Origin of the sequence: Candidatus Puniceispirillum marinum IMCC1322, assembly GCF_000024465.1 — a bacterium.
Taxonomy (GTDB): Bacteria; Pseudomonadota; Alphaproteobacteria; order Puniceispirillales; family Puniceispirillaceae; genus Puniceispirillum; species Puniceispirillum marinum.
Window position 1 is genome coordinate 2,626,967 of sequence record NC_014010.1, and the last position, 25,961, is coordinate 2,652,927.

30 protein-coding genes, 1 tRNA gene and 1 pseudogene are annotated in these 25,961 nt (G+C 48.2%); 18 read left to right on the plus strand and 14 right to left on the minus strand.

The window, feature by feature from the left end; translation table 11 throughout:
* Positions 1 to 41 precede the first annotated feature (41 nt).
* The 4 genes from crcB (at position 42) to SAR116_RS12395 (ending at position 2,702) form a co-directional block, all read left to right on the plus strand.
* Positions 42 to 455, plus strand: coding sequence for a fluoride efflux transporter CrcB (gene crcB, locus SAR116_RS12380; protein WP_013047287.1), 414 nt, complete (start codon positions 42 to 44; stop codon positions 453 to 455).
* Positions 452 to 1,459 carry an RluA family pseudouridine synthase gene (locus SAR116_RS12385; protein ID WP_013047288.1) on the plus strand — a complete coding sequence of 336 codons (1,008 nt, stop codon included), beginning with the start codon at positions 452 to 454 and terminating at the stop codon, positions 1,457 to 1,459. The genes crcB and SAR116_RS12385 overlap by 4 nt, the downstream gene beginning before the upstream one ends.
* A gap of 31 nt (positions 1,460 to 1,490) precedes the next feature.
* On the plus strand, positions 1,491 to 2,189 hold the full coding sequence (locus tag SAR116_RS12390; protein WP_013047289.1) for an ATP12 family chaperone protein: 699 nt from the start codon (positions 1,491 to 1,493) through the stop codon (positions 2,187 to 2,189).
* A gap of 108 nt (positions 2,190 to 2,297) precedes the next feature.
* Complete coding sequence (locus SAR116_RS12395; protein ID WP_013047290.1) at positions 2,298 to 2,702, plus strand: hypothetical protein; 405 nt, start codon at positions 2,298 to 2,300, stop codon at positions 2,700 to 2,702.
* 331 nt (positions 2,703 to 3,033) lie between these two features.
* Here SAR116_RS12395 and lipB read toward each other — a convergent pair whose 3' ends face one another.
* Positions 3,034 to 3,729 (minus strand): lipoyl(octanoyl) transferase LipB, encoded by a 696-nt coding sequence (gene lipB, locus SAR116_RS12400; protein WP_049757555.1) that lies wholly within the window; start codon positions 3,727 to 3,729, stop codon positions 3,034 to 3,036.
* A gap of 10 nt (positions 3,730 to 3,739) precedes the next feature.
* On the opposite strand from lipB, the gene SAR116_RS13890 reads away from it, so the two are divergent.
* From SAR116_RS13890 to SAR116_RS12410, 3 genes are all read left to right on the plus strand, one after another.
* Positions 3,740 to 3,868 carry a hypothetical protein gene (locus tag SAR116_RS13890; RefSeq protein WP_274378516.1) on the plus strand — a complete coding sequence of 43 codons (129 nt, stop codon included), beginning with the start codon at positions 3,740 to 3,742 and terminating at the stop codon, positions 3,866 to 3,868.
* A 103-nt stretch (positions 3,869 to 3,971) separates the two neighbouring features.
* Positions 3,972 to 4,058: transfer RNA gene (locus SAR116_RS12405), tRNA-Leu, on the plus strand.
* A 98-nt stretch (positions 4,059 to 4,156) separates the two neighbouring features.
* Positions 4,157 to 4,471 carry a hypothetical protein gene (locus SAR116_RS12410; RefSeq protein ID WP_041860954.1) on the plus strand — a complete coding sequence of 105 codons (315 nt, stop codon included), beginning with the start codon at positions 4,157 to 4,159 and terminating at the stop codon, positions 4,469 to 4,471.
* A gap of 181 nt (positions 4,472 to 4,652) precedes the next feature.
* Here SAR116_RS12410 and SAR116_RS12415 read toward each other — a convergent pair whose 3' ends face one another.
* Positions 4,653 to 5,975 (minus strand): ApeA N-terminal domain 1-containing protein, encoded by a 1,323-nt coding sequence (locus SAR116_RS12415; RefSeq protein ID WP_013047293.1) that lies wholly within the window; start codon positions 5,973 to 5,975, stop codon positions 4,653 to 4,655.
* Between the two features lie 128 nt (positions 5,976 to 6,103).
* Positions 6,104 to 6,928 carry a hypothetical protein gene (locus SAR116_RS12420; RefSeq protein WP_013047294.1) on the minus strand — a complete coding sequence of 275 codons (825 nt, stop codon included), beginning with the start codon at positions 6,926 to 6,928 and terminating at the stop codon, positions 6,104 to 6,106.
* A 634-nt stretch (positions 6,929 to 7,562) separates the two neighbouring features.
* Between SAR116_RS12420 and SAR116_RS12425 the strand changes: the two genes are divergently transcribed.
* Together SAR116_RS12425 and SAR116_RS12430 are read left to right on the plus strand one after the other, a co-directional pair.
* The gene (locus tag SAR116_RS12425) at positions 7,563 to 7,856 is read left to right on the plus strand and encodes a hypothetical protein (RefSeq protein ID WP_013047295.1); all 294 of its coding nucleotides are present in this window, start codon (positions 7,563 to 7,565) and stop codon (positions 7,854 to 7,856) included.
* Positions 7,857 to 7,984: 128 nt separating this feature from the next.
* Positions 7,985 to 8,626, plus strand: coding sequence for a methyltransferase domain-containing protein (locus SAR116_RS12430; protein WP_013047296.1), 642 nt, complete (start codon positions 7,985 to 7,987; stop codon positions 8,624 to 8,626).
* A 167-nt stretch (positions 8,627 to 8,793) separates the two neighbouring features.
* Here SAR116_RS12430 and SAR116_RS12435 read toward each other — a convergent pair whose 3' ends face one another.
* From SAR116_RS12435 to SAR116_RS12445, 3 genes are all read right to left on the minus strand, one after another.
* A complete protein-coding gene (locus tag SAR116_RS12435) occupies positions 8,794 to 9,588 on the minus strand; it encodes an aspartyl/asparaginyl beta-hydroxylase domain-containing protein (protein WP_013047297.1) in 795 nt (264 codons plus the stop codon).
* 469 nt (positions 9,589 to 10,057) lie between these two features.
* Positions 10,058 to 10,684, minus strand: coding sequence for a YfhO family protein (locus tag SAR116_RS12440; RefSeq protein WP_148212309.1), 627 nt, complete (start codon positions 10,682 to 10,684; stop codon positions 10,058 to 10,060).
* Between the two features lie 339 nt (positions 10,685 to 11,023).
* On the minus strand, positions 11,024 to 12,013 hold the full coding sequence (locus SAR116_RS12445) for a threonine ammonia-lyase (protein WP_013047299.1): 990 nt from the start codon (positions 12,011 to 12,013) through the stop codon (positions 11,024 to 11,026).
* Positions 12,014 to 12,216: 203 nt separating this feature from the next.
* Here SAR116_RS12445 and SAR116_RS12450 point away from each other — a divergent pair, with 203 nt between their 5' ends.
* A complete protein-coding gene (locus SAR116_RS12450) occupies positions 12,217 to 12,636 on the plus strand; it encodes a plastocyanin/azurin family copper-binding protein (RefSeq protein ID WP_013047300.1) in 420 nt (139 codons plus the stop codon).
* A 71-nt stretch (positions 12,637 to 12,707) separates the two neighbouring features.
* On the opposite strand, the gene SAR116_RS12455 is transcribed toward SAR116_RS12450, so the two are convergent.
* The 3 genes from SAR116_RS12455 to SAR116_RS12465 all read right to left on the minus strand — a co-directional run bounded on the left by SAR116_RS12455 (position 12,708) and on the right by SAR116_RS12465 (position 14,884).
* Positions 12,708 to 12,923 (minus strand): hypothetical protein, encoded by a 216-nt coding sequence (locus tag SAR116_RS12455; RefSeq protein ID WP_013047302.1) that lies wholly within the window; start codon positions 12,921 to 12,923, stop codon positions 12,708 to 12,710.
* 11 nt (positions 12,924 to 12,934) lie between these two features.
* A complete protein-coding gene (locus SAR116_RS12460) occupies positions 12,935 to 14,284 on the minus strand; it encodes an ammonium transporter (RefSeq protein WP_013047303.1) in 1,350 nt (449 codons plus the stop codon).
* 357 nt (positions 14,285 to 14,641) lie between these two features.
* Positions 14,642 to 14,884 (minus strand): hypothetical protein, encoded by a 243-nt coding sequence (locus tag SAR116_RS12465; protein ID WP_013047304.1) that lies wholly within the window; start codon positions 14,882 to 14,884, stop codon positions 14,642 to 14,644.
* An 88-nt stretch (positions 14,885 to 14,972) separates the two neighbouring features.
* On the opposite strand from SAR116_RS12465, the gene SAR116_RS12470 reads away from it, so the two are divergent.
* From SAR116_RS12470 to SAR116_RS12500, 7 genes and pseudogenes are all read left to right on the plus strand, one after another.
* Positions 14,973 to 15,533: a histidine phosphatase family protein gene (locus SAR116_RS12470; protein WP_013047305.1), complete on the plus strand. Its 561-nt coding sequence runs from the start codon at positions 14,973 to 14,975 to the stop codon at positions 15,531 to 15,533.
* 34 nt (positions 15,534 to 15,567) lie between these two features.
* The gene (locus tag SAR116_RS12475; RefSeq protein WP_013047306.1) at positions 15,568 to 16,050 is read left to right on the plus strand and encodes a DUF2938 family protein; all 483 of its coding nucleotides are present in this window, start codon (positions 15,568 to 15,570) and stop codon (positions 16,048 to 16,050) included.
* Between the two features lie 103 nt (positions 16,051 to 16,153).
* Positions 16,154 to 16,726, plus strand: coding sequence for a LysE family translocator (locus SAR116_RS12480; RefSeq protein WP_190275452.1), 573 nt, complete (start codon positions 16,154 to 16,156; stop codon positions 16,724 to 16,726).
* A 117-nt stretch (positions 16,727 to 16,843) separates the two neighbouring features.
* Positions 16,844 to 17,578, plus strand: a pseudogene (locus SAR116_RS12485) (UDP-2,3-diacylglucosamine diphosphatase); the annotation flags it as partial.
* Between the two features lie 149 nt (positions 17,579 to 17,727).
* Entirely contained in the window at positions 17,728 to 19,158 is a 1,431-nt protein-coding gene (locus SAR116_RS12490; protein WP_013047309.1) for a diacylglycerol kinase, read from the plus strand.
* A 110-nt stretch (positions 19,159 to 19,268) separates the two neighbouring features.
* Positions 19,269 to 20,096, plus strand: coding sequence for a GAF domain-containing protein (locus SAR116_RS12495; protein WP_013047310.1), 828 nt, complete (start codon positions 19,269 to 19,271; stop codon positions 20,094 to 20,096).
* 1 nt (position 20,097) lies between these two features.
* Positions 20,098 to 20,451 carry a hypothetical protein gene (locus SAR116_RS12500; protein WP_041860958.1) on the plus strand — a complete coding sequence of 118 codons (354 nt, stop codon included), beginning with the start codon at positions 20,098 to 20,100 and terminating at the stop codon, positions 20,449 to 20,451.
* A 68-nt stretch (positions 20,452 to 20,519) separates the two neighbouring features.
* Here SAR116_RS12500 and folE read toward each other — a convergent pair whose 3' ends face one another.
* From folE to SAR116_RS12515, 3 genes are all read right to left on the minus strand, one after another.
* Positions 20,520 to 21,161, minus strand: coding sequence for a GTP cyclohydrolase I FolE (gene folE, locus SAR116_RS12505; RefSeq protein ID WP_013047312.1), 642 nt, complete (start codon positions 21,159 to 21,161; stop codon positions 20,520 to 20,522).
* A 170-nt stretch (positions 21,162 to 21,331) separates the two neighbouring features.
* Entirely contained in the window at positions 21,332 to 21,817 is a 486-nt protein-coding gene (locus SAR116_RS12510; protein WP_013047313.1) for a dihydrofolate reductase, read from the minus strand.
* A gap of 70 nt (positions 21,818 to 21,887) precedes the next feature.
* Entirely contained in the window at positions 21,888 to 22,706 is an 819-nt protein-coding gene (locus SAR116_RS12515; protein ID WP_013047314.1) for a hypothetical protein, read from the minus strand.
* Between the two features lie 171 nt (positions 22,707 to 22,877).
* On the opposite strand from SAR116_RS12515, the gene mgrA reads away from it, so the two are divergent.
* On the plus strand, positions 22,878 to 23,942 hold the full coding sequence (gene mgrA / locus SAR116_RS12520; RefSeq protein ID WP_013047315.1) for an L-glyceraldehyde 3-phosphate reductase: 1,065 nt from the start codon (positions 22,878 to 22,880) through the stop codon (positions 23,940 to 23,942).
* Positions 23,943 to 23,964: 22 nt separating this feature from the next.
* Here the strand turns inward: mgrA and SAR116_RS12525 are convergent, their stop codons facing one another.
* Both SAR116_RS12525 and SAR116_RS12530 read right to left on the minus strand, forming a co-directional pair.
* Positions 23,965 to 24,576: a glutathione S-transferase family protein gene (locus tag SAR116_RS12525; RefSeq protein ID WP_013047316.1), complete on the minus strand. Its 612-nt coding sequence runs from the start codon at positions 24,574 to 24,576 to the stop codon at positions 23,965 to 23,967.
* A gap of 86 nt (positions 24,577 to 24,662) precedes the next feature.
* Complete coding sequence (locus SAR116_RS12530) at positions 24,663 to 25,958, minus strand: alkene reductase (protein ID WP_013047317.1); 1,296 nt, start codon at positions 25,956 to 25,958, stop codon at positions 24,663 to 24,665.
* Between the last annotated feature and the right edge of the window lie 3 nt (positions 25,959 to 25,961).

Genomic DNA, 25,961 nt, shown 5'->3' on the forward strand with positions numbered 1-25,961 from the left:
CATAGGCCCAAGGGAACATTTAAGCATAAGGGCAAAAGACAATGGCGACTGTGACCATGCCCGGTTTTATGATGGTGCTTGTTGTGGCTGCTGGTGGTGCGATTGGCGCGGTGATCCGCTATCTCATATCCTTATGGGTTGGGGCGGGTCTGTTCGGCATCTCCGGCCCTCTGGCAACACTAGCTGTTAATATCGTTGGCTGTAGTCTGATGGGGCTTCTGGCAGGTGCTATTGCGGGTGGATTCTTGTTGCCCGACGCGTGGCGCGGCTTTATTGCTGTTGGCTTGTTGGGGGCTTTGACCACATTTTCTAGTTTTGCGCTGGATGCGGGTAATCTGATACAGCGTCAGGGTGTCTATATGGCGGCTACTTATGTGGCGGTTTCGGTGCTTTTGTCATTGCTTGTATTTGCTCTGGCTTTTGCGCTGATGCGAAGCGTAATGGGAACACAATGATGGCGTCTGCTGATACCGCTAAATGGCGTTTTGAAACAATATCCGAAGATGAAGATGGTAGCCGGCTTGATCGCGTCTTGCGCCGCCTTATTCCGGGGCTGGCGCAGGGGCAGATCGAAAAGATGTTGCGTAATGGTCTGATCCGTATTGACGGTGCCAAGGCCAAATCGGCTAGCCGTGTTGCGGTCGGACAGCAAATCCGCCTGCCCATATCTATTGATGCGCTGGCCACGGTTAAGCCAGCGGCCAACAAAATGTCAGCCAAGGCACTGGGCGCCCCATCCATAGGCGGTGCACCATTACAGAAAACCTTTGATGATATGGTGATTGGCGAAGGTAAAGGCTGGCTTGCATTAAACAAGCCAAGCGGGCTTGCGGTTCAGGGCGGGACAGGCACAAAACAGCATGTTGACGGGATGCTGGCGGCACTAGCCGCACGTGGTGGCGATAGATTGCGGCTGGTACACCGGATTGACAAGGATACCTCTGGCGTTTTGTTGCTGGCCAAGACTTTGCAGTCGGCGCGAAGTCTGACTGACGCATTTCATAAGCATGCGATTGAAAAAACCTATCTGGCTTTATGTATGGGTTTGCCGCCGGAAGAGGGCGCGGTCAAACAGGCGATCAGCAAATTACCAGGCAAGTCAGGCGAGCGCATGGTGGCGGATGATGATGGGCAATCTGCGCATACATTGTTCCGGCGGGTCGATCATGCAGGTCGCAAGCTGACCTTGATGGCTTTGCGGCCACTCACGGGGCGGACACATCAGCTGCGTATCCATATGGCGCTGATCGGGCATGTGATCTGCGGCGATGGCAAATATGGCGGGGTTGATGCGCATCCTGGCGGTATGGTTGCACGACAGTTGCATCTTCACGCGTGGCAGTTGAAATTACCGGATGGCAAGCTGATCACCGCTCCGCCTAGCCCGCATATGGTAACCAGCCTTGATGCGCTGGGGCTATCGATACCATCAAAAGGCTGGCGGTTTCAGGATTTTTAAGGGTGAATGCGCAGCTATTTAAGGATTGAGCATGCAGATGCGGAAACGATTTTACAAGGATGTGCGTGCGATCGAGGCTGATACAGGCTGGCAGATCGCGCTTGATGGGCGTGCTGTCAAAACACCAGCAGGCAGTCAACTATGTATGCCGACAGCGGCGCTTGCCAGTGCGATTGCGGCGGAATGGGATGCGCAGGATGATGACATTAAACCTGCAAGCATGCCGCTTTTCGCCTATGCGGTAACAGCTTGTGATCGGGTGGCTAGCCAGCGTGCGGCGGTGATTGCCGAAATCACCAGCTATGGCGGCAATGATCTATTATGCTATCGGGCCGATGACGCGGATCTGGCGGCACGACAGGCGGCCGCATGGCAAAACTGGCTAGATTGGGCAGCGCGCGAGCTAGAGGCACCCTTGATCGTGGCGCATTCGATCATGCCGGTTAATCAGCCAGACCATGCGGTTGCGGCCTTGCGCCATTGTGTGGCGGCCTATGATGAATGGCATCTGGCGATTTTGCACCGCACGGTCAGTCTGGGTGGGTCGCTGGTAATGGGGTTGGCCTGGATCCGCGGTGATATCGATAGTGAAAATTTCTTTGCGACAACCTTTCTTGACGAATTATGGCAGGTCGAAAAATGGGGCAGTGACTGGGAAGCCGAAGACCGCCGCGGCTTTATCCGCGCCGAATTGGACGAGGCGGCACGCTTTCGTGATTTGCTCAAATGATGCGCTGGCTAACCTATGCTTGTTCCCGTTATGTTTCACGTGAAACATTTTCAAAAATAGGTACGGATATGGTGCGGATGTATGTTTTTCGGGTTAAGGGGGTGTAGTATGAGAACCGTGGCACCGCAGATCCTGACACGATTATCGCGCTATCGGGCGGATGATCTGGGCCCGCATGCAATGGCAATACTAACCGAATTACAACGCGCATCGGCGGTGCCTTTACCACTGACGATTGTCACGCTGGCGGCGGCTCTGGTCGATATTGTCGCGCATGAAGCGGCAGGCCCGTCAGGCTATCTGGATGGCGCGGCCTTTGCCTATGCGGGGAATAAGGCGGCGCTGGGCTGGCTTCGCGGCCGGCGCAATAGCATCCTGCATCACGAAACCCCGTCTGATGGCTTGATGGGTGAGGGGGATGCGGCAGACTGGCAAATTACGGATGCCGAACGCGCGCTTAGCGCATTACTAGATTATCTAGAAGATATTTCAATCGTTGATGATGGTTATTGAGGCGTGGTTCCCAAACAGGCGTGGCTCCCAAACAGGCGTGGCTCCGAAATAGCGATGATGACAATAGCAAGCTAGCGACACGAGGCGTGATCGCCAAACAGGCGTGGTTCCCAAACTGGGCGTCTCCGAAATAGCGATGATGACAATAGCAAGCTAGCGACACGAGGCGTGATCGCCAAACAGGCGTTTTCTAAGCTGGGTTATGGGGATTGGGCAAGATTGGCTAGGGCAGGCCGCATAATAGGCTAGCAGGTTGCCGCCATTAGGCCGTGATGCGCCTGTGCGGATGGGCTGGTGCGCGCAACCCAAGCGTGAGGCCTGAATGCGCGGGCTATCTGGAACGATAGGCAAGCGGGCTGGTGGCGCCGAAATGCGTGTCAAAATGCGCGCGCATGGAAGCATCCAGCTGGTCAAAGGTTACGTTATGACCCAGCGCATCAAGCGAGGTGACGCCCGCATCGGTGACGCCGCAGGGGACAATCGCGTCAAAGGCGGCCAGATCGGGTGCCAGATTGATAGCGATGCCATGCCAGCTGACCCAGCGGCTGACGCGCACGCCGATGGCGGCGATCTTGTCATAGCCGGAGAGGCTGTTGCCATTATGCACCCATATGCCGGGCAGCCCCGCGCGCCGCGTGCCAGTGACGCCAAAATCACCGATGATATCGATGATCCAGCCTTCGAGCGCATGCACATAGGCGCGGATGTCGCCACCACGGGCGGCCAGATCAAGCATGACATAGGCGATACGCTGACCCGGGCCATGATATGTCCATTGCCCGCCGCGTCCGGTGCGATGCGTGGGGGTGGCGGAATTGGCGACCAGCAGATCAGCATCACGCGCCGAAGTGCCACCGGTATAGACGGCGGCATGTTCGAGCAGCCATACGGCCTCAGCCGCGCCCGTAGCGCGGATCGCGGCATTATGCGCGGCCATGGATTCGATGATGGGCAGATAGGGCTGAAGGCCGGAAAAGCATTGCCATGCCACGGCGGGTGCGCCAGATGATGTAGTAGAAGATTCCATAGGGGCGGTGATGTCTGAACCGGATGGCATGGTGGGGCGGTCTCTATCGGCAAAGGGCTTTTACAGTTTTATGAACTGGTTAGGGAATATATGGATCATGGTCAAGGATGACCCCGCGCGGCGGTGCCTGTCAATATAGGTTAGGGGGGTAGGTTGGGATAGGCTGGGGTGTGCGGGGGTGAGAGAAAGTAGGGGCTTGATTAAAGCCGGGCATAATGACATATAGAGGGCACCTCAAACGTGCGGCCGTGGCGGAATTGGTAGACGCGCAGCGTTGAGGTCGCTGTGGGCTAACCCCCGTGGAAGTTCGAGTCTTCTCGGCCGCACCATTTTTTCTTAACATTAACGTTTTCTTTACGCCTTATCGTGTAGCTTGAGTTGGGATTTTCATCTCACTGTGAGTGCCGATATGCTTGAGGAAATATAAATGCGTGTTTCGATAAAATACATTTTGCTGGCGGTTGTAATGCTAACAGCAAGTGTCACGCCATCGATAGCGACAACGAACTGTCGGCAAGTTGGTGAAGCTGCTTCATGGATTTATCAAATATACGAGCAAGACAGACCTATTTCGGACGTTATGGACGTGATTGATTCTCGTGGCTTTAAGGGGCTTACAAAGGAACAATCTCGTAAGCTCGCTTTAGATGTTCACAAGTTGATGAGTCGGTCTATTTTCCTTTCGATTATAGATGCCCGCGATTTTTTCGAGCGGCGTTGCTTTGAGGAAAAGTATAATTGATGATGAGAGGCTGGCAAAGCTGATGATTGCCTACATGCAAATTGATCGTGATTACTTTGAATGAGAATTTGGTGTCTAGGTTTAAGGGTTGGGATTTATTATTTTGATTTATTATTGAGGTTCAGCTTTTAACTGAGTGTTTTGATGCTATTTGAACTTTCTGTTCTGATACTAACCAATCTTATTTCAATACTGGTAAGTTTTGTGAAATCCAACTACTTCTTTTTAACCATTCTGCTGGAACGATGCAGTTTGCTCTCTTTGTTGCTTCAGCTAGGAACAATATTGCAAATACAACATGGAGTGTTTGAGTGATTTTATGTATGTCATTTACATCATAATTTTGTGAAGTTTTCATCAAATGTGCTTCTTGGTTTCTATAGGATGCAACTTTTGTAGCTATATCTCCCCACTGATATTCGCAATTTGATATTTCCTCAAAATCAGCAAATAGTTCATCTATCCTTGTTTTAAGGCTTATACTCTTTCTATTTTTATTGTTGTTGCATCTCAGGAGTCGGTGGAAGCCTTCAAGGGCTTTGGTAATCATAAAGAAACGAGTGGAAGCATACTGATTGTCAGTAAATTTGGAAGAGAAGAACGCATCAAATATCAAGTGATATTCCTTTCTCAACTTTAAAAACTCTTTAAGTAACTTATCAGTAATGTCTTTTTCTTCTGACCGTTTAAACAAAAGGTTGCTTGAAAAAGGTTTAATATGCCTTTTTGGGTTTGGCTCACTATAGCTGATGAAGTCCAGAGTTTCTTCTTTTCCGTTTAATTTATATGATGATTGAATAGATATTAAAGGAAGGGGTTGCCCAAATAATATGCATACGATTTGGTTGAGGCTTATAATTTCATCCCACCAATCTGATAAAGACATTGGTATTTCTGATTCTAACCGAAACTTGGTCGTTTGTTTGATTGCTAGTTCTGAAAAACCTGGTGAATATTTGAACCCAAAGTGAGCATAGAGCGATACTCCATTTTCATGGAATATTTGAACGCGGTCAGGATGTGAATAGGTTGGTTCAAAGACCGCACCGGTCAATTTGTTTTGTGCGTCAGCTTTAATATTTTGTTTGTATTTAAACCCTGAAACAAAGATGAACTCATCAAGGCCATCTATTTCAAGTGATATGTTTGATAGCTTCAAATCATCTTTCTCAAAGTCTATACTAGAAATGCAGATATACGCTGGGTAGCAATCGTACTCCAAAATTACAAGATTCTGCATTCCACTGAAAAAGCATGACACATTATCAGCTGTGACTACTTTGCCATTGTGGAGGAGACCGACTAAGCGAGAAAATTTAAATGGACGTCCACCAATTTTAGCTTCTTCAAAGTTGAAAAAGTTGTTGCTATCAATTTCATCATTTGGGAAGAGTGTTATCTTTGTGCTTCCTGATTGTTCAATTTCAAGAGTGCCATTAACCCTTGTTTTGGGTTTTCCCGCTATCCACCAACGTCCTTGTAAAATTTGCGCTTCTACTTTCATAATGGTTGCCTTTCGGGTGGTCGGTCATATGGTTACTCTTTATGTGAATGTCGGAGTATCAACACATCTGGCGGGAAACGTAACAGAGCCGAACGCTATTAAATCAGCGTTGCGCATTGACCCTATGTTCATATGATTGCTTTTGTATGGTGTATGCCTTTTTCTGCTGATGTACGCCAGATACGATCATTACTAATTAGGGATGCGTTGTCTGTGAATTTATAGTTTGCCCGGTCAGACACTAACGCCACGTAAGCTAACCCTTTGTGTAATTCAACAGCGCATAACCCGATACCTTGTGACGAAGAAAAATTATACTGATACTGGAACTGGTCAGGTGTGCGCCATGAACCTTGTGATAAATTTTGGGCAGGTGATGAAAAATCTATTGGAAGGTTACTTATGAGATTGGCATATATTTGCTTTTCATGTGTCATGTAATGGTTGATTCTTATTGCACCATTTTCAGTAAAAATTCTTCCTGTGTGTTTATACCAGAGTGCAATCGTTTGTTTTGCAAACCATGGCTCAAGATAATCTGTGTACGCCTCTGGTTTTAATTTTATTACGTTAAATTCCCTAATGAGGCCTTTTAATCTCCGTTCAGTTTTTCCAGCATCAACAAAAAGTTTGTTGGCTTGAAAGTTTTTGTTTTGAACAGACCGCATTACTTTTTTAAAGTAATCGTCATATTCATTAAATTTTGCCCCTTCATTAAGCATTTCTTGAGCCTGTGATAATGAAATTAATGATACGAAAGAGTCTTGACTACTTGATCCGTTGTTACATCTCTTACAAGCTGGAAAAAACAGGGCATCAGGGCGTGATTTTTTAAGAAAAAGAACTTTTGGTGGAGTGTGTTCAATTGTTTGGGTATCTTTAGACCCACCGCAAAAACAGCATTTTGGGTGTTCTTGTTTCAACTTGGCCAATCTATTTTTTTTTTCACCCATATTGATACCACCTAAAATAAAGTGACAGAATTCTTAGAATGAAAACTTAAACGTGATTGTTTTGCTCCATCTCTAAGGGTTGATGTAGCACCAATAGAAAAAACACTAACTAAAAAGAAATACAACTTACGTTAGTGCCGCATTTTCAAGCATATGGGTGGTTCTATGTCTTTTGTCAATAATACAGAAGGATAGCCGCTATTCCCCACATCCCCCCTATCCGCCATCCGGTGTCATCGATCTAACATCATAAGCGGGGGCGAAAGCGACCAAGGCCGTGCAGGATAGGGCAGTGCATAGAAACAACAGCGGCAACCCATATGTCGCGCCGCCCCAGCCCATCCGCCCCACACCGTCACCCACGCGCCCTAGAGCATATCCCCGTTTTCAAAACATGCCGCGACAGCTTTTGATCAGTGCCGCGATACTGGCCAGCATCGATGACATAGACTGTTCGTTACGTTTTCGGCCAAAAGCTGTTGGGAATGGGAATGCCGCCCCATTGGCGCCAAACCCAAGGCGGAAGAATGAATATAGATTAGCATTATTGCCAAAACAGCAAAAAATATTACCAAAATGGCCTGTTTACTACGGGATTTGTTTATAATAAATTATTTTTTTGGGGGAGTCAGTAATGAAAACATTTATATTAAGTTTATGGAATGTTGTAATGGAACATAACCATAATCCGTTGAAACATATTCCAGACATTCAGGTCAGACATATCGTGCTGCAAGTTTTAGCGTGGATGTGGTGCATAATTTTCGCAATGAGTACGGGTTCAATAACAGTGTTTGGTGTTTCGGCTGTTGCCCATGCTTTGGTGATTGCTGGTATCGTTGTAACGGTTGCAACCTTTCAAACAGCACGTATCCAGCCAAATCGCTTTGTTTCTTTGGCCAGAGGCGTTGGCGGTGAACACGAGTAATAGCTAGCTTGTAGCTTTGCTTATCTATGACCAAAGTGTTAGGCAGACCTATGACGTCAAGCCTTTCACTTGGTTAGATAAATATGATATAACTTGCGCTTATCATAACGGTTTTAAGGTAAGTTGGGATGCAAACAGCAAAACAATATGAAAGTGACAATGTAAGACCTGATCTCCAGAAAACTAGCGACCCTACGTTTCCAGATAGAGTGAATTTTGTGAAGGCGTGTATTCAAAGTCATTTTGGAGAAGAGCCAAGGCAATTGCGTATTTTGGATTTTGGTGCTTGCGTTGCTGAAATCACAGAAGAGGTAAAATCGGCTTTTCCTGGCAATCAACATGTGTGCTTTGAGATATGGACAGATTTTCATCCTGTTATTCAACAAAAAAAAATAACGTTGCTGGAAACTTATGAGGAACTTTTAAAGAGTGGTAAATATGACGTTGTAATATTTTGCGAAGTTATTGAACATATATTGGACATGGAAACAGCCATGTCATCAATTGAAAAGATTACAGGGGAAAACTCTATAGTCATCTGTACAACTCCTGATTCATCATGGTATTTGGCTTTTCTGAGAATTCTTGTAGGTAGATACGAAAGATGGTTTTGCAATCCATTCGATTCCCACATTAGATTTTTTACTTTCAATAGCTTATTCACTTTGTTCAGGGGGTATGGTTTTGGTGTAAAGAAATCTAGTCATTATCGAAAAATACGTTACGGTGTGTTCTCTATTTATGCTTGCTTTTGCAAGTTTGAAAAATAACAACCAAGTAACAAAGATTTATCCATTTACTTTAATTCTAAAATGTTTCCGCTATACTTAAGAGGAACTCCGCTAACCTCAATCGGGTGTCATTGACCCCATACTTATGCGGCAGATATTGTCAATTATGCGCATGGATAAACACCCCACACCGTTACCCACGCGCCCTAGAGCATGTCCCAGTTTTTATAAAACATGCCGCGATAGCTTTTGATCAGCGCCGCGATACAGGCCATCATCGATGACATAAGCCTGTGCGCATAGCTGGGGCGCAATATGTCAATAAAGGCGCAATAGCGCGTATCATCTGTATCATTCACACTGCGGTGCAACAGCGTGTCATCAAACATAAATAGCGGCGCGTCCCGCCACAGATGCCTGACATGCGTGGTTTCGATAAAGGCATCTTCGGTCTGGCTGGGGGCGAAATTATACAGAATGCGTACGCTCAGGCGCAGGGGGCCAAAATGCCACGAAGTCTTTGTATGCGGCTGAAAGGTCGAAACGCCAATGGTGCGGATATATTTATAGGGCTTGGCAAAAGCCGGCGTCGAGTTGTCAAGAGGCTGGCCATACCATGAAAAGAACAGCATGGTTCTTTGCGCGCTGGATTGCGCTTTGATGCGCTGTTCGATCTGGTCTTTATTGCGGTCAAAATCGGCCAGTACCGCTTTGATCTCGGCCTGATGGGCGGCGGGATAGGAATCCAGCGTCAAAACATGCGGCGTGGACACACATAGCAGGTCAGCCAGCACATTCAAAGGCGATAAAATCCAGGTCAATAGGCCCTTGCCCAAAAAGTAATCGCGCAATAAGCGAGGTGTGATCTGGCGGTGGCGGCTGACATCAATAAGCCCGCAGACCAGCCATAAAAGCGGCAATGACCACCAGCCGATAACGCCAAAGGCAGCGTAAAATATATATCCAAAGAGAACCAGCAGAAGACAGCGTGTTACCAACATGATGTCGCCTCATCGTAAACAAAAACAACAACCAACTGGCAAAAGGTAATGGTGCCGAAACTGTATATTAGGTTGCATTGTGAGACTATGTAGAGGTAATAAATTCTGTCAAATATATACAGGCTTCACCGCGTGCCTGCATCTATCGGCACGATATGTCGCCTCACAATCCCCCATCCGGTGTCATTGATCTGACATCATAAGACGGGGCGAAGGCGACCAAGCTAGCAACAAGCCGCAAGCCATATGACGATAGACTGGTTGCCGCGGTAGGCAACCCGGCGGCAGGCAACCCGGCGGTAGGCTATCATTTTCATATCATCTAGTTAGGCAGAAGTGGGAAGTGGATTGTTCCGCAACCGCTTGGTTTGACGAAGTTTTATAAAGGTAAGGAGCAGAAGCTACCACTTCCCGCCTGTGTGATAGCAAATGCCGTGCCAAAATCGTCAGGATCGGTATTTTTGGGGGTTTAATGATGCGGTGGCATGTTTTTGAGATAGCCGGTTATCAGTGCCACAACGCCAATAACGGCGACCAAATGTACGGGCATGATGGTTAGCATCGAGAGATAATCGATGATCTGTATAGATGGTATCGCGGATTCAACGGCAGTGCGTATCAGTTCGCCTATTGCGCCAATTGCAACTAAATAACATGCCGTATAGAACGCAAAATGGCGCGTCAGACCGATGGGTTCATGTTCAGACCTATAGGCAGAAGCCTCACCAAGCGACATTTTCTGCCCGTATAGAGTCAGTGACATGATGCCGACACTATATCTAAGATAGAAAAGCTCTATGATAAAAATTGCAATGAATGTCAGAATGATAAACGCGATAAAAAAGCTTACGTCCGAGATCGGATATTCTGGGCCATAAGTATCTGCCAAACCATATGTAATCATGAGTACCCAAGCCGGAAGAAATACGATCAGACTAATCAAGCCGCAAATCAAACCAACACAAAACTGATGCCAGCATAGAGCGCGAAAATGCGCGCCTGCTGGCAGAGGATGCGACATGTCATCTGGAACCAGCTCATGACGTATCCAGCCTGACAATATCCATGACCATGCACATAAATATGCAAAAGCCATGATAAGCCCCCAAGCAATGGAAGCATAATGAAATGCTAGGGCTTGCCCACCTTGTGAAAGTTGACTCAAAACTAAATGTGTAAAAAGCAGATCGATAGCAGGCAGACAAAAGATAAAAACCAGAAAACGTGGCCATAGATGCCACGCAACATGAAGTATATTAACTAGTGTTATTCGAATTGAATACATATCAGCCATTTTAATCACTTCCGCCAGAATGGCAGACCCTATGGTGATTAATAAAGTTGAACAAGCTTTTGAACAAAGTTAGAGAAGTCTAGAAATGAAACATACCTATCCGGCCTGTAAGGAGGGTTGGGGTGACACTTTCCGCCCATATCACAGTCTTGGCAAAGACGCATCGGCAGTATAGCGGGCATAGCGATCGGGGCTGATATTCGAGCCGCAAGCCAGCACGCCAACCGATTTTCCCCTGATCCGATCACGCAAAGGCCCCAGAACGGCGGCTAGTGATGCCGTGCAGGCTGGTTCGGCAACCAAGGTGAGGGCATGTCGCATCAGCAACATGGTGTCGGCCATCGCGCTATCATCGATAAGCACGATGTCATCGACATTCTGGCGCGCCAGCGCAAAGGATTCAGGCATCGCCATCGGCGCACCCAGACTGTCGGCGATGGTATCGATCCGGTCAAGCGTGGCAGGGGTACCGGTGGCAAAACTTCGGCTTAGGCTGTCGGCGCCCTTTGGTTCGACACCAATCACGGTAATTGCCGGATTATGCCGCTTGATCGCCGCGGCCATGCCCGAAATCAAGCCACCACCGCCAACTGGCAGAACAATGATATCAAGCGGCGGCGCGTCTTCGACAAATTCGGCGCCGCAAGTGGCCGCGCCATAGGCCATATTTACATCATTGAAAGGATGCAGGATATGCCGGCCTTCATCGGCGGCAATCTGGTCAAGCATGGGCAAGGCGCGTGCCATATCAGGCACCAGAACAATCTCGGCACCCAGCGCGCGGCAACCTTCGATGCGGATCGGATCAGCGGCCTCGGTCATCAGGACTTTGGCGCTGATGCCCTGTTTGCGGGCTGCCCAGGCGGTGGCTAGCGCATGATTGCCACCACTGAAGGTGACAACGCCTTTGGCCTTTTGCGCATCTGCCAGCCAGTCAACACCAAGCAAGGCCCCGCGCGCCTTGAACGAGCCTGTATGCTGAAACAATTCGAGTTTCATGAAAAGCTTGGTATCAGCCGGAATATAGGGAGCGATTTTGCTGCTTTCTAGCGGCAGAACGGGGGTATGGATGACGCGGCCAGCCAAGGCATCGCGCGCCGTAACAATCAAATCAGACGCAAATTTTTTCATGTCTCGAACCTATCAATAAGCGCTGGGCGGCGTCAATCAGGCAATCTGGGTGATATATGGATTTGCCATAGTTTGTGGCGTTTTGATCGGGATGAGGCGATGCGTCGCATTGTGCGATACGCTGGCACACGCCATCTATCCATCATCGCGCATCACTTGTCTTGCTAGGCAATGGTGCTGTCATCTTTGTAAGGAATATGTTTATGAAATTTATGTTATGCGCACTGATTGCGTTATTCGTCACCCCCGCCATTGCCGCGGATACAACCATTGAAATGCTGAATAAAGACGCCGATGGTAACAAGATGGTCTATAGCCAAGAGATTGCCATGATTGATAGTGGCGATACCGTGACTTGGGTGCCTTCGTCAAAAGGGCATAATGTCGAAATCATCGCCTCGCCAAACGGTATGAAATTCAAGTCAAAGAACAGCAAGGAAGCCGCAATCACCTTTGATGCGCCAGGCATCTATTACTACTGGTGCACCCCGCATAAAGGCATGGGCATGATCGGACTGGTCGTTGTTGACGGTGATCTGTCAAATAAGGATGACATTGCCAAAGCCAAGGCGATGGGTAAAAGCAAAAAGAAATTAAAGGCCTTGCTAGCTAGCCTGTCATAGATACTTGAAGCAAATGTCGGATATCAAAAAAGGCAGCGAAAGCTGCCTTTTTCTTTAGTATATTTAGTTCATCAATAGCCACTGATAAAGCTTTTGACTTTGGCTGAATCATTGCCTTTTGATGCTTCATCCAGCTCTTTGGTTTCGGCTTTGAACTGTATGCGATGCCAGCCAAGCCAGAAGATAACACCGATGATTGTCATGGTGACCTCCCATCCCTGAAAGGGATAGACAGCACCGACATCAGCAAGATCAACCGCCCAGCTTTCATATCCGATAGTTGACATAATGTTCTCCTTTATAAATGTGTCTTGTCAGATGCGATAATGTCGGCTTTGGCTGCTTCGTAAACGGCATTATCGCCATAATCGAGCCCTTCGATTTCAACTTTTTCAGGAATACGTAGGACATTCATCTTCGCCTGAATACGCGTAACGATATAAGCAGGCAGGAAGCCAAGCACGCCAAACATAATCACCGCCCCGACAAATTGACCAAGCGGATTGATGGTGGCATAGCCTTCAAATGGTGATGATGGAACACCCCAGAGGACGAAGCCCGATATCACCAGGCCGATAAAGCCAGCATAGCCATGCACAGCAACCGCGCCAACCGCATCATCGATTTTGAATCTACGCTCAACCCAGTAATGTAGCTTGTAAGCGATTACAACGCCGACAGCCCCGATGAGCATCGCTTGTATCGGATGGTATAGATCATTACCTGCCGAGGCCGCGATAATGCCAGCAAGGCCCCCAGAGAAGGTCCAGAACGGATTGCCCTTGGAGATAATGTAAGCAGCCATCAGTCCACCCGATAGCGACATCAGGAAGTTAAAGGTTATCGCGCTAAGCGAGGTTGGTGCCAGATAGATATTGGTGGCTGTCCAGGTATCACCGGTGATTTGCCCGCCGATAGCTTCAGGTGAAATAACCGGTACATTACAGGCGGCATAAAAGCCCCAGAAACCAGTATAGATCATGAAGAGACCGACGCTTAGTAACCAGGGATTATGCGGGGGTATATCGCGTGGGGTTCCATCCTTGGCAAATTTGCCAATGCGGGGTCCAAGCACCGCCAGAACACCAAGCGCATAGCCGCCAGCAATAGCGTGAATCACACCCGAAGCATAGGCATCATGATAGCCCAGTTCGCGCACCATCCAGCCAGCGTAATGCCAGCCCCATGCCGCATCGACAATCCAGAACACCGAACCAATCAGTACGGCATGTACCCAGAAGGCACTTGACCGGATTCGCTCGATAACGGATCCCGATACGATTGAAGCGGCTGTCCATGAGAATAGCAGGAATGCCGCCCAGAAAACGCCAGTAATGCGATCATCAAGATTGGTGGCCATATTTTCGGACCAGGGCAAATTGGCCGCGCCTGATTCAAGGTCAAGTCCGCCGAATAGCGGGAAATCGGGGAATGCCCAATAGATCCACCATCCAAAGAAAAAGAAAGTGACCGTGACCAAAGGAATGATCATGATATTCTTCATTAGCGTGTGAAGATGGTTCTTGCGACGGCTTGCGCCAACCTCATACATGCAGAACCCGACATGAATAAGAAACATAAAGACTACGGTAACCCAATAATAGAACTCAGTAAAAATCGTGGTCAGTGCATTTAAATTGCCGACCATTATTACCTCCTATAGTTGTGTTAATATTATTTCTTAACTTTATTTTAACTCCAAGAATAAAATTTTCATTACAATATAATATTTTATATTCATTGTTACGACGATAAAGTCAACCAATGTTTGAATATTAGCAATTTTCAATATGTGGTAAATATATGACAGATATCATTCTTCATCACAGATCTGTGGGATAAAACCCAGCTGGATCTGGCGCGAAAAAATATGTCAGGTTCGCTTCATGTGACGGTGTCAGCCTAGCCACTAGGCCAGCTGGCACAAGGTGGATTCTATCCACATGAAAGGGCATCATGGATCAAGGGTGTCATGAGTCAGGAGGACAAAACCTGCGACAGGCTGTTAGGCGATTTGTTGATCGTTGATGTTGCCTGTCGGGGTAAAGCGGATTTTGATCCCATGCTCAGACAATGTAAGGTAGGTCAATGTGGTCTTGTTCTGCAGTTCAAAATGGGTGATACCCATAAGGACTTTTGTCCCCATGACTTCCAGAAACTGACCAGTGCCGTTGTCACGTAAAATATCGCCTTGTTGAAGCAAGGGTATCTCCATTTGCAATGAGGGATATTCGATAGACTCAACCATCGTATAGCAAATCTCTTACCCCTTGGCTATAATATAAGAACTGGTTTGGGTATATTTTTATAGCGGGGTTTATCAGGTGATACAGAATATGAAATTAACTTTCAGCGCATTGATTTTTATCGCTTTTATTTTTTGTGCTTCGGGGCAGGTGTTAGCCGCAACCATGACGATTGGCGAATATGCTAAGGCACCTTTCGGGCAGGTGTTGTTTATGCGGCATGCTCTGGCACCGGGTACTGGTGATCCCGGAAATTTTGAAATGTCGGTTTGTGCAACCCAGCGCAATCTTGATGACGTGGGGCGGCAACAAGCGCGTGATCTGGGGGCGACGATGGCAAGCGCGGGCATATCATTTGGTGCAGTCTATTCAAGCCAATGGTGTCGCTGTCTGGAAACGGCACATTTGCTTGACCAGGGGGTGGTGACACCTTTGCCTGGATTGAATTCATTTTATCAGGCGATTGTCCCGCGTGCCGCAACGCTTCAAAGCTTGCGCCAGTTTCTGGCCGGACTGGATAACGCGGCTGTCCCTGTTCTGATGGTAACCCATTTTGTGACGATCAGCGCCATGACGGGCATGAGCGTGTCGAGTGGCGGGGCTGTTGCCTATGATATAGAAACAGGCCAAGCTGTCGAAATTATATTTTAATGATTATCATGTAACGCCATTCAAGCAGGTTCCCATGAGCATTTTTCTGACAATTTTTCTGGCAGGCGTTTTTGCCTGTATTATTCTGGATTTGTGGCAGATAGGTCTGCAACGTCTTGTCGGCATTCCAGCCACCAATTGGGGAGTGGTTGGACGCTGGCTGATCGTCGGGCTCGGTACGGGTCGTTTTGTGAATGACCAGCTTGATGATACAGCCACCATAAAAAATGAAGCTGCGGCAGGCTGGACGCTGCATTACGCGGTGTCGATTGGGTATGGCGTTATTTATGCGGTGCTGATGTATCAGACGCCTTGGTTTGGTACCACATGGCTGGATGGTATCTATTTCGGAGCCGCCAGTGTTGTTGTGCCGTGGTTTATATTTCTGCCCTGTATGGGGAAAGGGATTTTGGCGCGTAAAACACCAAATCCGGTCAAGGTATGCGGGCTGGCTCTGGCCGCCCATATCATCTTTGGCGTTGCAATGGCGTTTGGCTTTGGACTGTTCGGTACGTGATAGGCATAGTCCATTTAGCATTTCAGATGTCGTGAAAGGATAAATTTCAGGTATGTTGTTTCACGATTGGATATCTCTGGGTTTTATATGTCTGATGGGAGCGATGTCTCCAGGGCCAAGCTTGCTGGTCATTCTGGCGTGTATGCGCGAAGGTGGCAAAGCATCCGGTTTCATGGCGTCGATTGGGCATGGTATAGGCGTATCACTATACGCGCTGGCCTCGGCAACCGGTCTGGGGCTTTTGTTGCTTGCGAGTCCGGTAGCGCTGGGTGTTTTGCAGTTTCTAGGTGCTTGTTTTCTGTTTTATGTTGGCTGGAAGCTGTTTTCCAGCGCGCTTCGTCCCGCTTCCCTCGATGCTGACACTAAAGCCTTGCCGCTTGGCCATATGTTTCGTGATGGATTTCTGATTGCCATTTTCAATCCCAAAATTGCGATCTTTTTCCTATCGGTATTCAGCCAGTTTCTGAGCCCCGGGCAATCCAGCCTTGTGCATGTGCAGATGGCATTGGTGGCTGGAACAATCGATACGCTTGTCTATATCGGGGTTGTGTTGCTGGCCAGCAGTCCTGTGGTGAACAGGCTGTTGATCGGGCCAAACCGCTATCGCGATCTGTCGATTGGCAGTTTTTTGATGGTTGTGTCGATGGGGCTTGTGTTTAAGCAACTATATAGCTGAAGGCATGGCAACATCAAGCCGGTGTCTGTTATATAAATGTAAAATTCTTGTAATATTATTGTCACGCTATAATCGCAATATCTGCCGCAATCAATTAAGCATATTTGTGGTGTGGATATGTATCCTGAGATTAGTAAATACCGTACGATCTGGATTTCGGATCTACATCTTGGCACCAAAGGGTCGAAAGCTGCCGAAATTTTACATTTTCTGAAATATACCCAATCGGAAACGCTGTATCTTGTTGGTGATATTATTGATGGCTGGCGTCTGAAACGAAGCTGGTACTGGCCACAGTTACATAATGATGTTGTGCAAAAGTTGTTGCGCAAAGCCCGGCACGGCACCCAAGTCTATTATATTCCGGGCAATCATGATGAGGCGGCGCGAAGCTATTACGGCCTTTCATTTGGTGATGTGCAAATACATGGTGACTTTATTCACGAAACAGCCGATGGAAAGCGGTTATGGGTTGTGCATGGCGACCTGTTTGACAATGTGATTCAGCATGCAAGATGGCTAGCCTATCTTGGGGATTATGCCTATACATTCCTGCTTGTTATGAATCGCTGGCTTAATATTGGCCGGCGGTTTTTCAACTGGCCTTATTGGTCATTTTCACAATATCTCAAACTAAAGGTCAAATCAGCGGTTTCATTTATATCGGCTTTTGAAACAGCGATTGTTACCGAGACTAAGCGCAAAAATTGCGATGGCGTTGTATGTGGCCATATCCACAAACCCGAAATGCGTGATATTGACGGCATTACCTATTGCAATGACGGTGATTGGGTCGAGTCATTATCGGCTTTGGTTGAACATCATGACGGGCGTATCGAAATCCTAGAATGGAACGATTTTGTGGCTCTTTACCCATTTATAAAAGATACGCACACGCACACGGCTGCCGATATTAGCTTTGATGCGCGTGATACAAAGGATGCAACCAAGGGAGAGGCGGCGCCGCAGTCCCTGACTGATGCATTAACCGCTTTAAGGTAATGGCCACAAAACAATTTAAAATACTGATAGTCAGCGATGCCTGGTATCCTCAGGTTAACGGGGTTGTGCGCACCTTGACCTATACACGCAATATTCTGACCAGTCGCGGGCATGAGGTCACGATGATTACACCGGATCTGTTCCGATCATTTCCGTGCCCAACCTATCCGGAAATTCGTCTGGCGCTGTTTCCCAGTGCGCGGGTTGCCGAGATTATCCGTGAGACGGCGCCCGATATTTTGCATATTGCCACCGAAGGACCGCTGGGGATGGCCGCGCGTAATTATGCGGTGCGGCATAATCTGAATTTTTCGACAGCCTATCATACGCGGTTTCCCGAATATGTTCATTCGCGCACGATGATACCGTTATCATTGACCTATATGTTTATCCGCTGGTTTCATAAGCATTCGAAAGCGGTCATGGTGCCGACCCCGACAGTTTTGCGGGATTTACAGACATGGAAGATAGGGAATCCAGTTTACTGGCCTCGCGGTGTCGAGCTGGATTTATTCACACCAGATGACAAGCGCAAGCCACATAAAAAACCAATCTATCTGTCGGTTGGCCGTGTTGCGGTTGAAAAAAATCTTGAAGCGTTTCTATCGCTTGATCTTGATGGCGAAAAATGGGTTGTCGGTGATGGCCCTGCGATGAAAAAGCTGAAAGCCAAATATCCCGATGTCAATTTTATCGGCACCAAGAGTAAAGAGGATTTGCCGTATTATTATAATCTTGCAGATGTGTTCGTTTTTCCCAGTAAAACAGACACTTTTGGTCTCGTTTTGCTGGAAGCGATGGCCTGTGGAGTGCCTGTTGCTGCCTTTCCGGTTACAGGTCCGATCGATGTTGTAGGAATGCCGGAAGCGTCACAAGCACCTCAAGGCGGTGTTCTGGATCATGACCTGAAGGTGGCTTGCGAAGCGGCTCTGAGCTTGCCACGCGATAAGGTGCGTGCCTATGCGGAAACCTTTTCGTGGGATGCGGCGACGTCTTTGTTCGAAAGTCACCTTGTCGCAAGCCGCGCCGACACGACATATAATATTATTGATAACCCACATAAAGGTAACAAGGGCATTAGCCGCGCAATGCGGGCGGCCAAAAATTCCATTGCCGGTCTGGTATTTGCCATTAATGAAGAAAGCGCATTTCGCCAAGAGCTTATTCTGGCGTTGATCCTTGTGCCGGTGGCTGTGTATCTGCCTGTCACCTATATGGAAAAGACAGTGATGATCGCGTCCGTGATGCTGGTTCTGATTGTTGAATTGCTCAATTCAAGTGTTGAAGCGGCCATTGACCGGATTTCATTCGACCATCATGGGCTATCCAAGCGCGCCAAGGATTATGGTAGTGCGGCGGTGTTTCTGGCTTTGGCCTTGTGCGGGGGGATATATGCTGCGGTGCTGGTATCGTTTCTCTGGCCAGTCTAGGCCATCCGGCATATTCAAAGTTATTTAATAATTATCTAATTTAGAGTGTTTACAAACTAATGTAATCACACCTAAGCTTGTTAACTGTTGTTTCAGTGATGGAGTACGTTATGACTTTAGCGCCAGCGCCTCGACCAGATAATGAAGACCGCCGGGTTCAGGTCGTACAAAACACCGGTATCATTGATACCAATCAAGGCGATATGTTTCGCGTCTATTGTGAAATAGCCAAGGATTTACTGGATTATGATGCGGCTATTTTCAGCCTGTTTGATAGCGAAGATCAATGCCATATCGCCAAAATAGGTATGCCAAATAGCGACCCAGACACCAAAGGCAACCGCAATACCAGCCTCTGCGCTTATGTTTTGTTGCAAACCGAGCCTTTGCTGATCCCTAATATTTGTGAGCATGACGTTTATAATAAATCGCCAGCTGTGCAATCAGGCGAATTTACCGGTGCCTATGCAGGCTTTCCGGTCATAAACAAAGATAATTATGCGCTTGGCACATTATGTATGTTGAACTGGGTGCCAAAAGTAACATCACCTGACAAGGTTGAGCTGGTCAAGAAACTGACCAAGCGGATCGCACATCAGCTGGATACGCATACCGAGCAAAAGGAAGTCACATCGCAAAAGATCATGAAGGCGATGGATACATTCTTTGACCGTTTCGAGTCTTCAAATAACCGCGATTTCAGAAACTTCATGTCATTGTTCAGTGGCTTGCCTGTTCATGCCAGCAAGCTGCAGATGTTTGTCGAAGCCGGTTTGTGTGAAGTCGATGATAATGATCGCGGAAAACTGACAACCCAAGGGCAGAAATTTCAAGTCGAGATGGGCTTGCAAACCAAAGTCCTGAATAAGGTGCGTGTCGAAGGTGACGCCGCTGAATCAATGGTCAACGATATGCTTAGTCAATTGGAAACGCTGTAAAATGTACGCAAAAATCTACCAGTATAAATTCGCCAATGTAAATGAAGCCAAGGTTGCCGCGGCATTCTGTTCGGATTATCTAGGCGGCAAAATTGCCGAATATAAATTTCAGGCGATCAATGTGGCGATTGGCAAAGGTGGCGATCTGTCGATACTGATCAAGTTCGAAGATATCAACAAGCTGAAAAAATATGAGGAAAAGGCGCAGAGCTTTATCAATGAGCTTAAAGGCAGCTTTGTGTTCAAGGAAAATCATTTTGCAGGTGTGTTCGTGCTGAATTACGAAGCCGAAGCCAGCGCCAGGGAGCTGAAAATGTCAGGCCCAGTCAAGGTACTTGACGAAAGCAACGCCTAGGGCGTCGTACCCAGCACCGTATGCACAGCAATATATACCCAGCTCTATATAAAGGGAAAAGCGCGATGTTAGCCGCGCTTGGCCTGATCCAGAAAACGCCCGCGTAAATCAGCATCATTTTCAAATACGCCGGTAAAGCGCGTTGTCAGCATTGATACGTCAGGTTTGCGTACCCCGCGGGTGGTCATACATTGATGCTGGGCATCCATCAGAATGGCCACGCCTTTCGGCTTTAAAGCTGTCTGAATACAGTTTGCAACCTGGGCGGTCAGGGTTTCTTGTGTTTGCAGACGGCGGGCAAAGCTGTCCAGGACACGTGCCAGCTTGGAAATGCCCACAACACGCTTGTCAGGCATATAGGCAATATGGGCAACGCCCAGAATGGGCACCATGTGATGTTCGCAATGGCTTTCCATGCGGATGTTGCGCAACATGACCATATCATCATAACCTTCGACTTCGTCAAAGGTGCGCTCAAGCATTTCCATAGGGTCTTCGGTATAGCCGACGCAGAATTCTTTCCACGCGCGTGCCACCCGGCCGGGGGTGCCAACAAGACCTTCACGAGTCGGGTCGTCACCAGCCCAGCGCAAAAGCACCTCAACGGCAGCTTCGGCTTCTTCACGACTAGGCGTGGCGGTTATGTCTGAATTACCAGTATCTGTGTCATGAGAAACTGCGTCATCGTTGGCATCGTATGGTGTCATCATCTAATTTGTTCTCATCAAACGGTCAAAATAATTTTAGGTGGAACAAAAGTGAAGTTCCGATGGATGTTGTAGGCAATTTCTTCGTTATTACGTATGAACTTAATGGCAAATATCAAGCCAAAAACTACATTATTCCTTATGGATGAAATGAATGAGCTTGTCAAAGCTACCTATTCCCATATTTCAAAGCAAAGATCAGGCGTTGTTTGCCCTTGCCATGATTTCATGCATTTACGGTTTTGCAACAAAATATCCAAATTAATCGCACGGTCATGTGTATAGCTACCATTGATCCGCGTGATTAGTAATTGTTCAACCGCATAGGCGCTGGCTTCATACCACGGTACGCCGCCAACGACAAAAACATCCTTGGTCGGATGCTTGGCCTGCACATCGGCAAGGATTTCATGCGGTTTCATATGTTGCCAGTTATAAATACCAAGGCTGCCAGGTGCGACGATGTTACGCGCACTGACAATATAGAATGCGCGCTCGTCATCTATGGTTTTGATCGAACCAGAACAGCCAATACGAACAGCGTTCAGCGTGTTGTCCATATACCATTGCTGATCCTCAATGAAGGTGCCTTCCCAGGGTAGCTTGCCCTTAAAGCCAATCTCACCATTCTGTCCAACAGCTACAATTGACTTAATCACGTATATGGCACCATTTTTGAGTTACACAACATCTTGTTCCTCTAATTAAGTAGGTGTTCCAGGACAGAATTCAACAATCTAGTGCATGATCTTTTGCATTTTCATGCTGTTTATTCTTACGTTTGATTGTACTCATCCATAGCGCATCCAGTTGTATCAAGGCGTCTTTGTCAAACTGACTGAGATCATCCCAATAGCGGCCACTTGGCACGTAATAGTCAAGCTGGGCTTCGCGGTTCAGGGCGATGCCAATCTGGGCTTCATCAACCGCGTGTGTCGGGGGATGCGCGTCACCTGAGGCCAGGGCGGTGATCGATATGCGGGGGAATATAAGCCGCGATATGCCGTCGGATAGATTGAATAGCTGACAGCCCTGTTGTGTGGCCAGACTGTAAAGGCGCGCCGAACTGGCTTCGAGTGATGTCAGGGTGATGTCATCACGCAAGGGGTCGGGCGAACCCGTACCATAAAAATGCGTTTTACCTGTATCGGGATAATGCATATCACAGCCCATGAAGGTTATTTGGGTCGGCTTGTAATGGCCAAGTGCCCAATAGCCAGCAGTGTAAGCCATTGTCGCCCCTGCATAGACAAAGCCGCCATAGTCATTCTGTATCGGCACAAAGGCATGTTCATCGATGATCTGTTGATGCGGTTCTATCTGCGGCGGCATGTTTTCGGGGGCAAAATCATAGGGATAGATAATATCATCCCAGTCATCACGAACGCGCCAGGCGTTGTTAATGACAACAATCTTGTCAAACAATTCACGAGGCCAGTTGGCTGCCTGAAGGCTGTTTGGGGCTGATCCCAGAATGAGAATACGCTGAAAGTTGGGAGGTGCATCTGTTTGCGAAGCGTCTTTAAATGTATCAGCGACAGGATGCATGTAAATATCCAGATATGGATGAGGGAACCAATATATTCATCATTGCTGGTGTGAGGACTGATTGCAACAAACTTAGCCGTGACAAGCGTGCCTATCGGCGTTATTTTCAATCTACCAATTCAAAGATTTTCATAATCCAGACGTTTTAGCCTATCAACAGGGAGCATCTCGATGTCGCGATCAACGACGCATACACCATGGACAGCCAATGAAAAACGATATGACGATATGCTATATCGACGTTGTGGTAACAGTGGCCTTGATCTGCCTGCCATCTCGCTGGGCTTGTGGCATAATTTCGGCGAAACCACCGACCATGCGACCAAACGTGAAATGTGCCGTACCGCGTTTAACCTCGGCATCACGCATTTTGATCTAGCCAATAATTATGGCCCCCCGCCAGGCAGTGCCGAAACCGCCTTTGGCGAGATATTACGGACAGACTTCAAGCCCTATCGTGATGAGCTGATTATTTCCAGCAAAGCAGGTTATGACATGTGGCCGGGGCCCTATGGTCAATGGGGCAGTCGTAAATATCTGCTGGCCAGCCTTGACCAGTCATTACAGCGCCTAGGGCTGGATTATGTCGATATTTTCTATTCGCATCGCTTTGATCCTTCGACGCCGCTTGAAGAAACCATGGGTGCATTGGCGCATGCCGTGCATTCAGGCAAAGCGCTTTATGCCGGTATTTCGTCTTATAATACCCAGCGCACAAAGCAAGCGGCGGCCATGCTAGCCGATATGGGCGTGCCTTTATTGATACATCAGCCAAGCTATTCGATGCTGAATCGCTGGATCGAAAAAGACGGGTTGCTGGCCACGCTTGACGAGGTGGGTGCTGGATCGATTATCTTTTCACCATTAGCACAAGGTCTGCTGACCAATAAATATCTTGGCGGTGTTCCGGCTGAAAGCCGTGCTTCGGTCGGGGGATCATTCTTGCCTGAATTTCTGAATCCTGAAAATCTGGCAAAGATCGAAGGGCTGAATGCGATTGCATCAGGTCGAGGGCAGACATTGGCGCAAATGGCGCTTGCATGGACTTTGCGCGATCAAGGGACTGCCAGTCCGGTGACAACAGCCTTGATCGGTGCCAGCCGCCCTGAACAGATCGTTGATTGTGTGGGCGCGCTTGCTAATCTTGCTTTTAGCTCTGAAGAACTGGCCGAAATCGACAGATTTGCATCAGATGCCGGTATTAATCTGTGGGCGCAATCAGCCGAGCTTGGCTGATTGTTGATTGTGTGGGGCGCTATCAAGCCTTGGGCATAGTGTCCTGATAGCCCGGAACAGCGGCGGCAAAACCAGCCATCCAGTCAGCAAGATGCGGGGCATGATCACGCCATGCCACAATGTTGCGGAAATCCAGATAATCAAGCAAGGCGGCAAGGGCAATATCGGCAACCGTCGGTAACGCCCCATTGTCATAGCTGGTTGTGGCGGCGCCAACCATGCCAAGGCCACGGATAATCTTGTCACGATAGCGTTGCATGATGCTGTCCATCACCATATTTTCGGGGCGCAGGCGTGTTTCATAGACAATCAGGATGCTGGCATCGATCATGCCTTCGATCAAGGCGGCCTGGCTTAGGACATCGATGCGCGTTTCAGGATCATTCGGGATGATTTTACCGCCACCAGCCCGGAGATCAAAATATTCCATAATGACCCGACTATCGGCAATCAATTTACCATCAGCAATCAAGGCCGGCACTTTGGCAAGCGGGTTCAGCGCAAGTTTGGCGATGCCATCAGGGCTTGCCCAATCGACTGTTTCCAGTGTCAGATCATCGGCAAAGCCAAGCACATGGGCGCTTAACATAACTTTGCGGACATAGGGCGATGCTGTGGTGTAGAATAGTTGCATGGGTCAATTCCTCGAATGGTGATGTTCATCAATAGCACGCAGTACCATAATGACAAATACCGGTTCATCAAACAATATCGGCAAGGCTATTTAAACTTTTCCCCAGTCTGCGCGGATTTGGGCAAGGACGCCCCCACATTGGCAATGGCGATCATTCTGTAACCGTCGGCCTTGGCGCGATCATGGCGATCAGGATAGTCAGTGTACCCTGCGCTTGATCCGCTGTAAAAGGTAGCCCGATCATAGATAGTTAGATCATGACCATGGCGAATGCGATCAGGTAAATCCGGATTTGAAATAAACCACCGCCCAAAGGCAATCAGATCATAGGCATTCTGCTCGATAGCGGTGGCAGCTGTCAGCGGGGTGAACCCCCCAGCCCCCATCAGCATACCATTATATAATGTCCGGTAATGGCGTAATGCCAAAGGATGATGATAGCCCTGGTCACTTTCAGGATCCGAGGCCATGCTGCCAACGCGTGGTTCGGTCAATAGCAGATAGGCAAGATCAAAATCATTCAGGCCGCGTACAGCATGGCTATAGATAGCGTCGGCATCATCACTTTCGGCACCAAAATAGGTGGCGCTTGGCGTGCCTGTTTCAGGGTCATTTAGATAGGGGGACAGCCGCACGCCAACACGGCCTGCGCCCATCACATCAATCAATGTGGCGGTAACTTCGAATAAAAGCCGGCATCGATTTGCCAGCGATCCGCCATAGATATCATCGCGCTGGTTGGTGCTTTGGTTCAGGAACTGGTCAATCAGATAGCCATGTGCGGCATGTAATTCAATCGCATCAAACCCTGCATCTTTGGCCATGCGGGCGGCATGCGCATAATCATCGCAAATACGGCGCATCTCGGTGGTGGCCAATGCCCGCGGCGTTGAATTGGGTTGATCCCAGCCATAATGATTGTCTTCGTCACCCTGTGGCATAGCTATCGCAGATGCCGAAACCGAAGGCAGGGGTAAGTCACTATTGGCCACTACCGGATGATCACCAATTTCGGGTTGGGCAATGCGTCCGGCATGTAAAAGCTGGCAGACAATAAGCCCCTTTTTGGCGTGAACAGCACTGACGACTTCACGCCAGCCATCGCGCTGTGTGTCGGTCCAGATGCCAGGCACCTGGCCGCCATCGTCGCGCACGTTCTGATAGATTGTCCAGATAGGTGTGCCTTCGGGCGATATATGAACCGCCTCGGTGATGATCAGGCCGCCTTCGGATGCGCGTTGACTGTAATAGTCTGCATTATCCGTGGTTGGTGCCAATGTGATGCGGTCAGCGCGGATGCGTGTCATCGGTGCCATGACAATCCGGTGTTGCAATGCCAAGGCACCAGCGGTGACGGGGGTGAAGAGGAGATTATCTGTCATATA

What these genes read in the sequence shown, in the direction of transcription:
- SAR116_RS12415 (WP_013047293.1), bottom strand. Translation starts at nt 5,975, where the DNA reads ATGAAAGTAGAAGCGCAAATTTTACAAGGACGTTGGTGGATAGCGGGA.
- SAR116_RS12385 (WP_013047288.1), top strand. Translation starts at nt 452, where the DNA reads ATGATGGCGTCTGCTGATACCGCTAAATGGCGTTTTGAAACAATATCC.
- SAR116_RS13890 (WP_274378516.1), top strand. Translation starts at nt 3,740, where the DNA reads ATGTCTGAACCGGATGGCATGGTGGGGCGGTCTCTATCGGCAAAGGGC.
- SAR116_RS12500 (WP_041860958.1), top strand. Translation starts at nt 20,098, where the DNA reads ATGTACGCAAAAATCTACCAGTATAAATTCGCCAATGTAAATGAAGCC.
- SAR116_RS12395 (WP_013047290.1), top strand. Translation starts at nt 2,298, where the DNA reads ATGAGAACCGTGGCACCGCAGATCCTGACACGATTATCGCGCTATCGG.
- crcB (WP_013047287.1), top strand. Translation starts at nt 42, where the DNA reads ATGGCGACTGTGACCATGCCCGGTTTTATGATGGTGCTTGTTGTGGCT.
- SAR116_RS12530 (WP_013047317.1), bottom strand. Translation starts at nt 25,958, where the DNA reads ATGACAGATAATCTCCTCTTCACCCCCGTCACCGCTGGTGCCTTGGCA.
- SAR116_RS12425 (WP_013047295.1), top strand. Translation starts at nt 7,563, where the DNA reads ATGAAAACATTTATATTAAGTTTATGGAATGTTGTAATGGAACATAAC.
- SAR116_RS12515 (WP_013047314.1), bottom strand. Translation starts at nt 22,706, where the DNA reads ATGCATCCTGTCGCTGATACATTTAAAGACGCTTCGCAAACAGATGCA.
- SAR116_RS12480 (WP_190275452.1), top strand. Translation starts at nt 16,154, where the DNA reads ATGTCTCCAGGGCCAAGCTTGCTGGTCATTCTGGCGTGTATGCGCGAA.
- SAR116_RS12420 (WP_013047294.1), bottom strand. Translation starts at nt 6,928, where the DNA reads ATGGGTGAAAAAAAAAATAGATTGGCCAAGTTGAAACAAGAACACCCA.
- SAR116_RS12390 (WP_013047289.1), top strand. Translation starts at nt 1,491, where the DNA reads ATGCAGATGCGGAAACGATTTTACAAGGATGTGCGTGCGATCGAGGCT.
- SAR116_RS12435 (WP_013047297.1), bottom strand. Translation starts at nt 9,588, where the DNA reads ATGTTGGTAACACGCTGTCTTCTGCTGGTTCTCTTTGGATATATATTT.
- SAR116_RS12455 (WP_013047302.1), bottom strand. Translation starts at nt 12,923, where the DNA reads ATGTCAACTATCGGATATGAAAGCTGGGCGGTTGATCTTGCTGATGTC.
- SAR116_RS12440 (WP_148212309.1), bottom strand. Translation starts at nt 10,684, where the DNA reads ATGGCTTTTGCATATTTATGTGCATGGTCATGGATATTGTCAGGCTGG.
- SAR116_RS12495 (WP_013047310.1), top strand. Translation starts at nt 19,269, where the DNA reads ATGACTTTAGCGCCAGCGCCTCGACCAGATAATGAAGACCGCCGGGTT.
- SAR116_RS12445 (WP_013047299.1), bottom strand. Translation starts at nt 12,013, where the DNA reads ATGAAAAAATTTGCGTCTGATTTGATTGTTACGGCGCGCGATGCCTTG.
- SAR116_RS12450 (WP_013047300.1), top strand. Translation starts at nt 12,217, where the DNA reads ATGAAATTTATGTTATGCGCACTGATTGCGTTATTCGTCACCCCCGCC.
- SAR116_RS12430 (WP_013047296.1), top strand. Translation starts at nt 7,985, where the DNA reads ATGCAAACAGCAAAACAATATGAAAGTGACAATGTAAGACCTGATCTC.
- SAR116_RS12460 (WP_013047303.1), bottom strand. Translation starts at nt 14,284, where the DNA reads ATGGTCGGCAATTTAAATGCACTGACCACGATTTTTACTGAGTTCTAT.
- SAR116_RS12465 (WP_013047304.1), bottom strand. Translation starts at nt 14,884, where the DNA reads ATGGTTGAGTCTATCGAATATCCCTCATTGCAAATGGAGATACCCTTG.
- SAR116_RS12475 (WP_013047306.1), top strand. Translation starts at nt 15,568, where the DNA reads ATGAGCATTTTTCTGACAATTTTTCTGGCAGGCGTTTTTGCCTGTATT.
- folE (WP_013047312.1), bottom strand. Translation starts at nt 21,161, where the DNA reads ATGATGACACCATACGATGCCAACGATGACGCAGTTTCTCATGACACA.
- mgrA (WP_013047315.1), top strand. Translation starts at nt 22,878, where the DNA reads ATGTCGCGATCAACGACGCATACACCATGGACAGCCAATGAAAAACGA.
- SAR116_RS12490 (WP_013047309.1), top strand. Translation starts at nt 17,728, where the DNA reads ATGGCCACAAAACAATTTAAAATACTGATAGTCAGCGATGCCTGGTAT.
- SAR116_RS12470 (WP_013047305.1), top strand. Translation starts at nt 14,973, where the DNA reads ATGAAATTAACTTTCAGCGCATTGATTTTTATCGCTTTTATTTTTTGT.
- SAR116_RS12410 (WP_041860954.1), top strand. Translation starts at nt 4,157, where the DNA reads ATGCGTGTTTCGATAAAATACATTTTGCTGGCGGTTGTAATGCTAACA.
- SAR116_RS12525 (WP_013047316.1), bottom strand. Translation starts at nt 24,576, where the DNA reads ATGCAACTATTCTACACCACAGCATCGCCCTATGTCCGCAAAGTTATG.
- lipB (WP_049757555.1), bottom strand. Translation starts at nt 3,729, where the DNA reads ATGGAATCTTCTACTACATCATCTGGCGCACCCGCCGTGGCATGGCAA.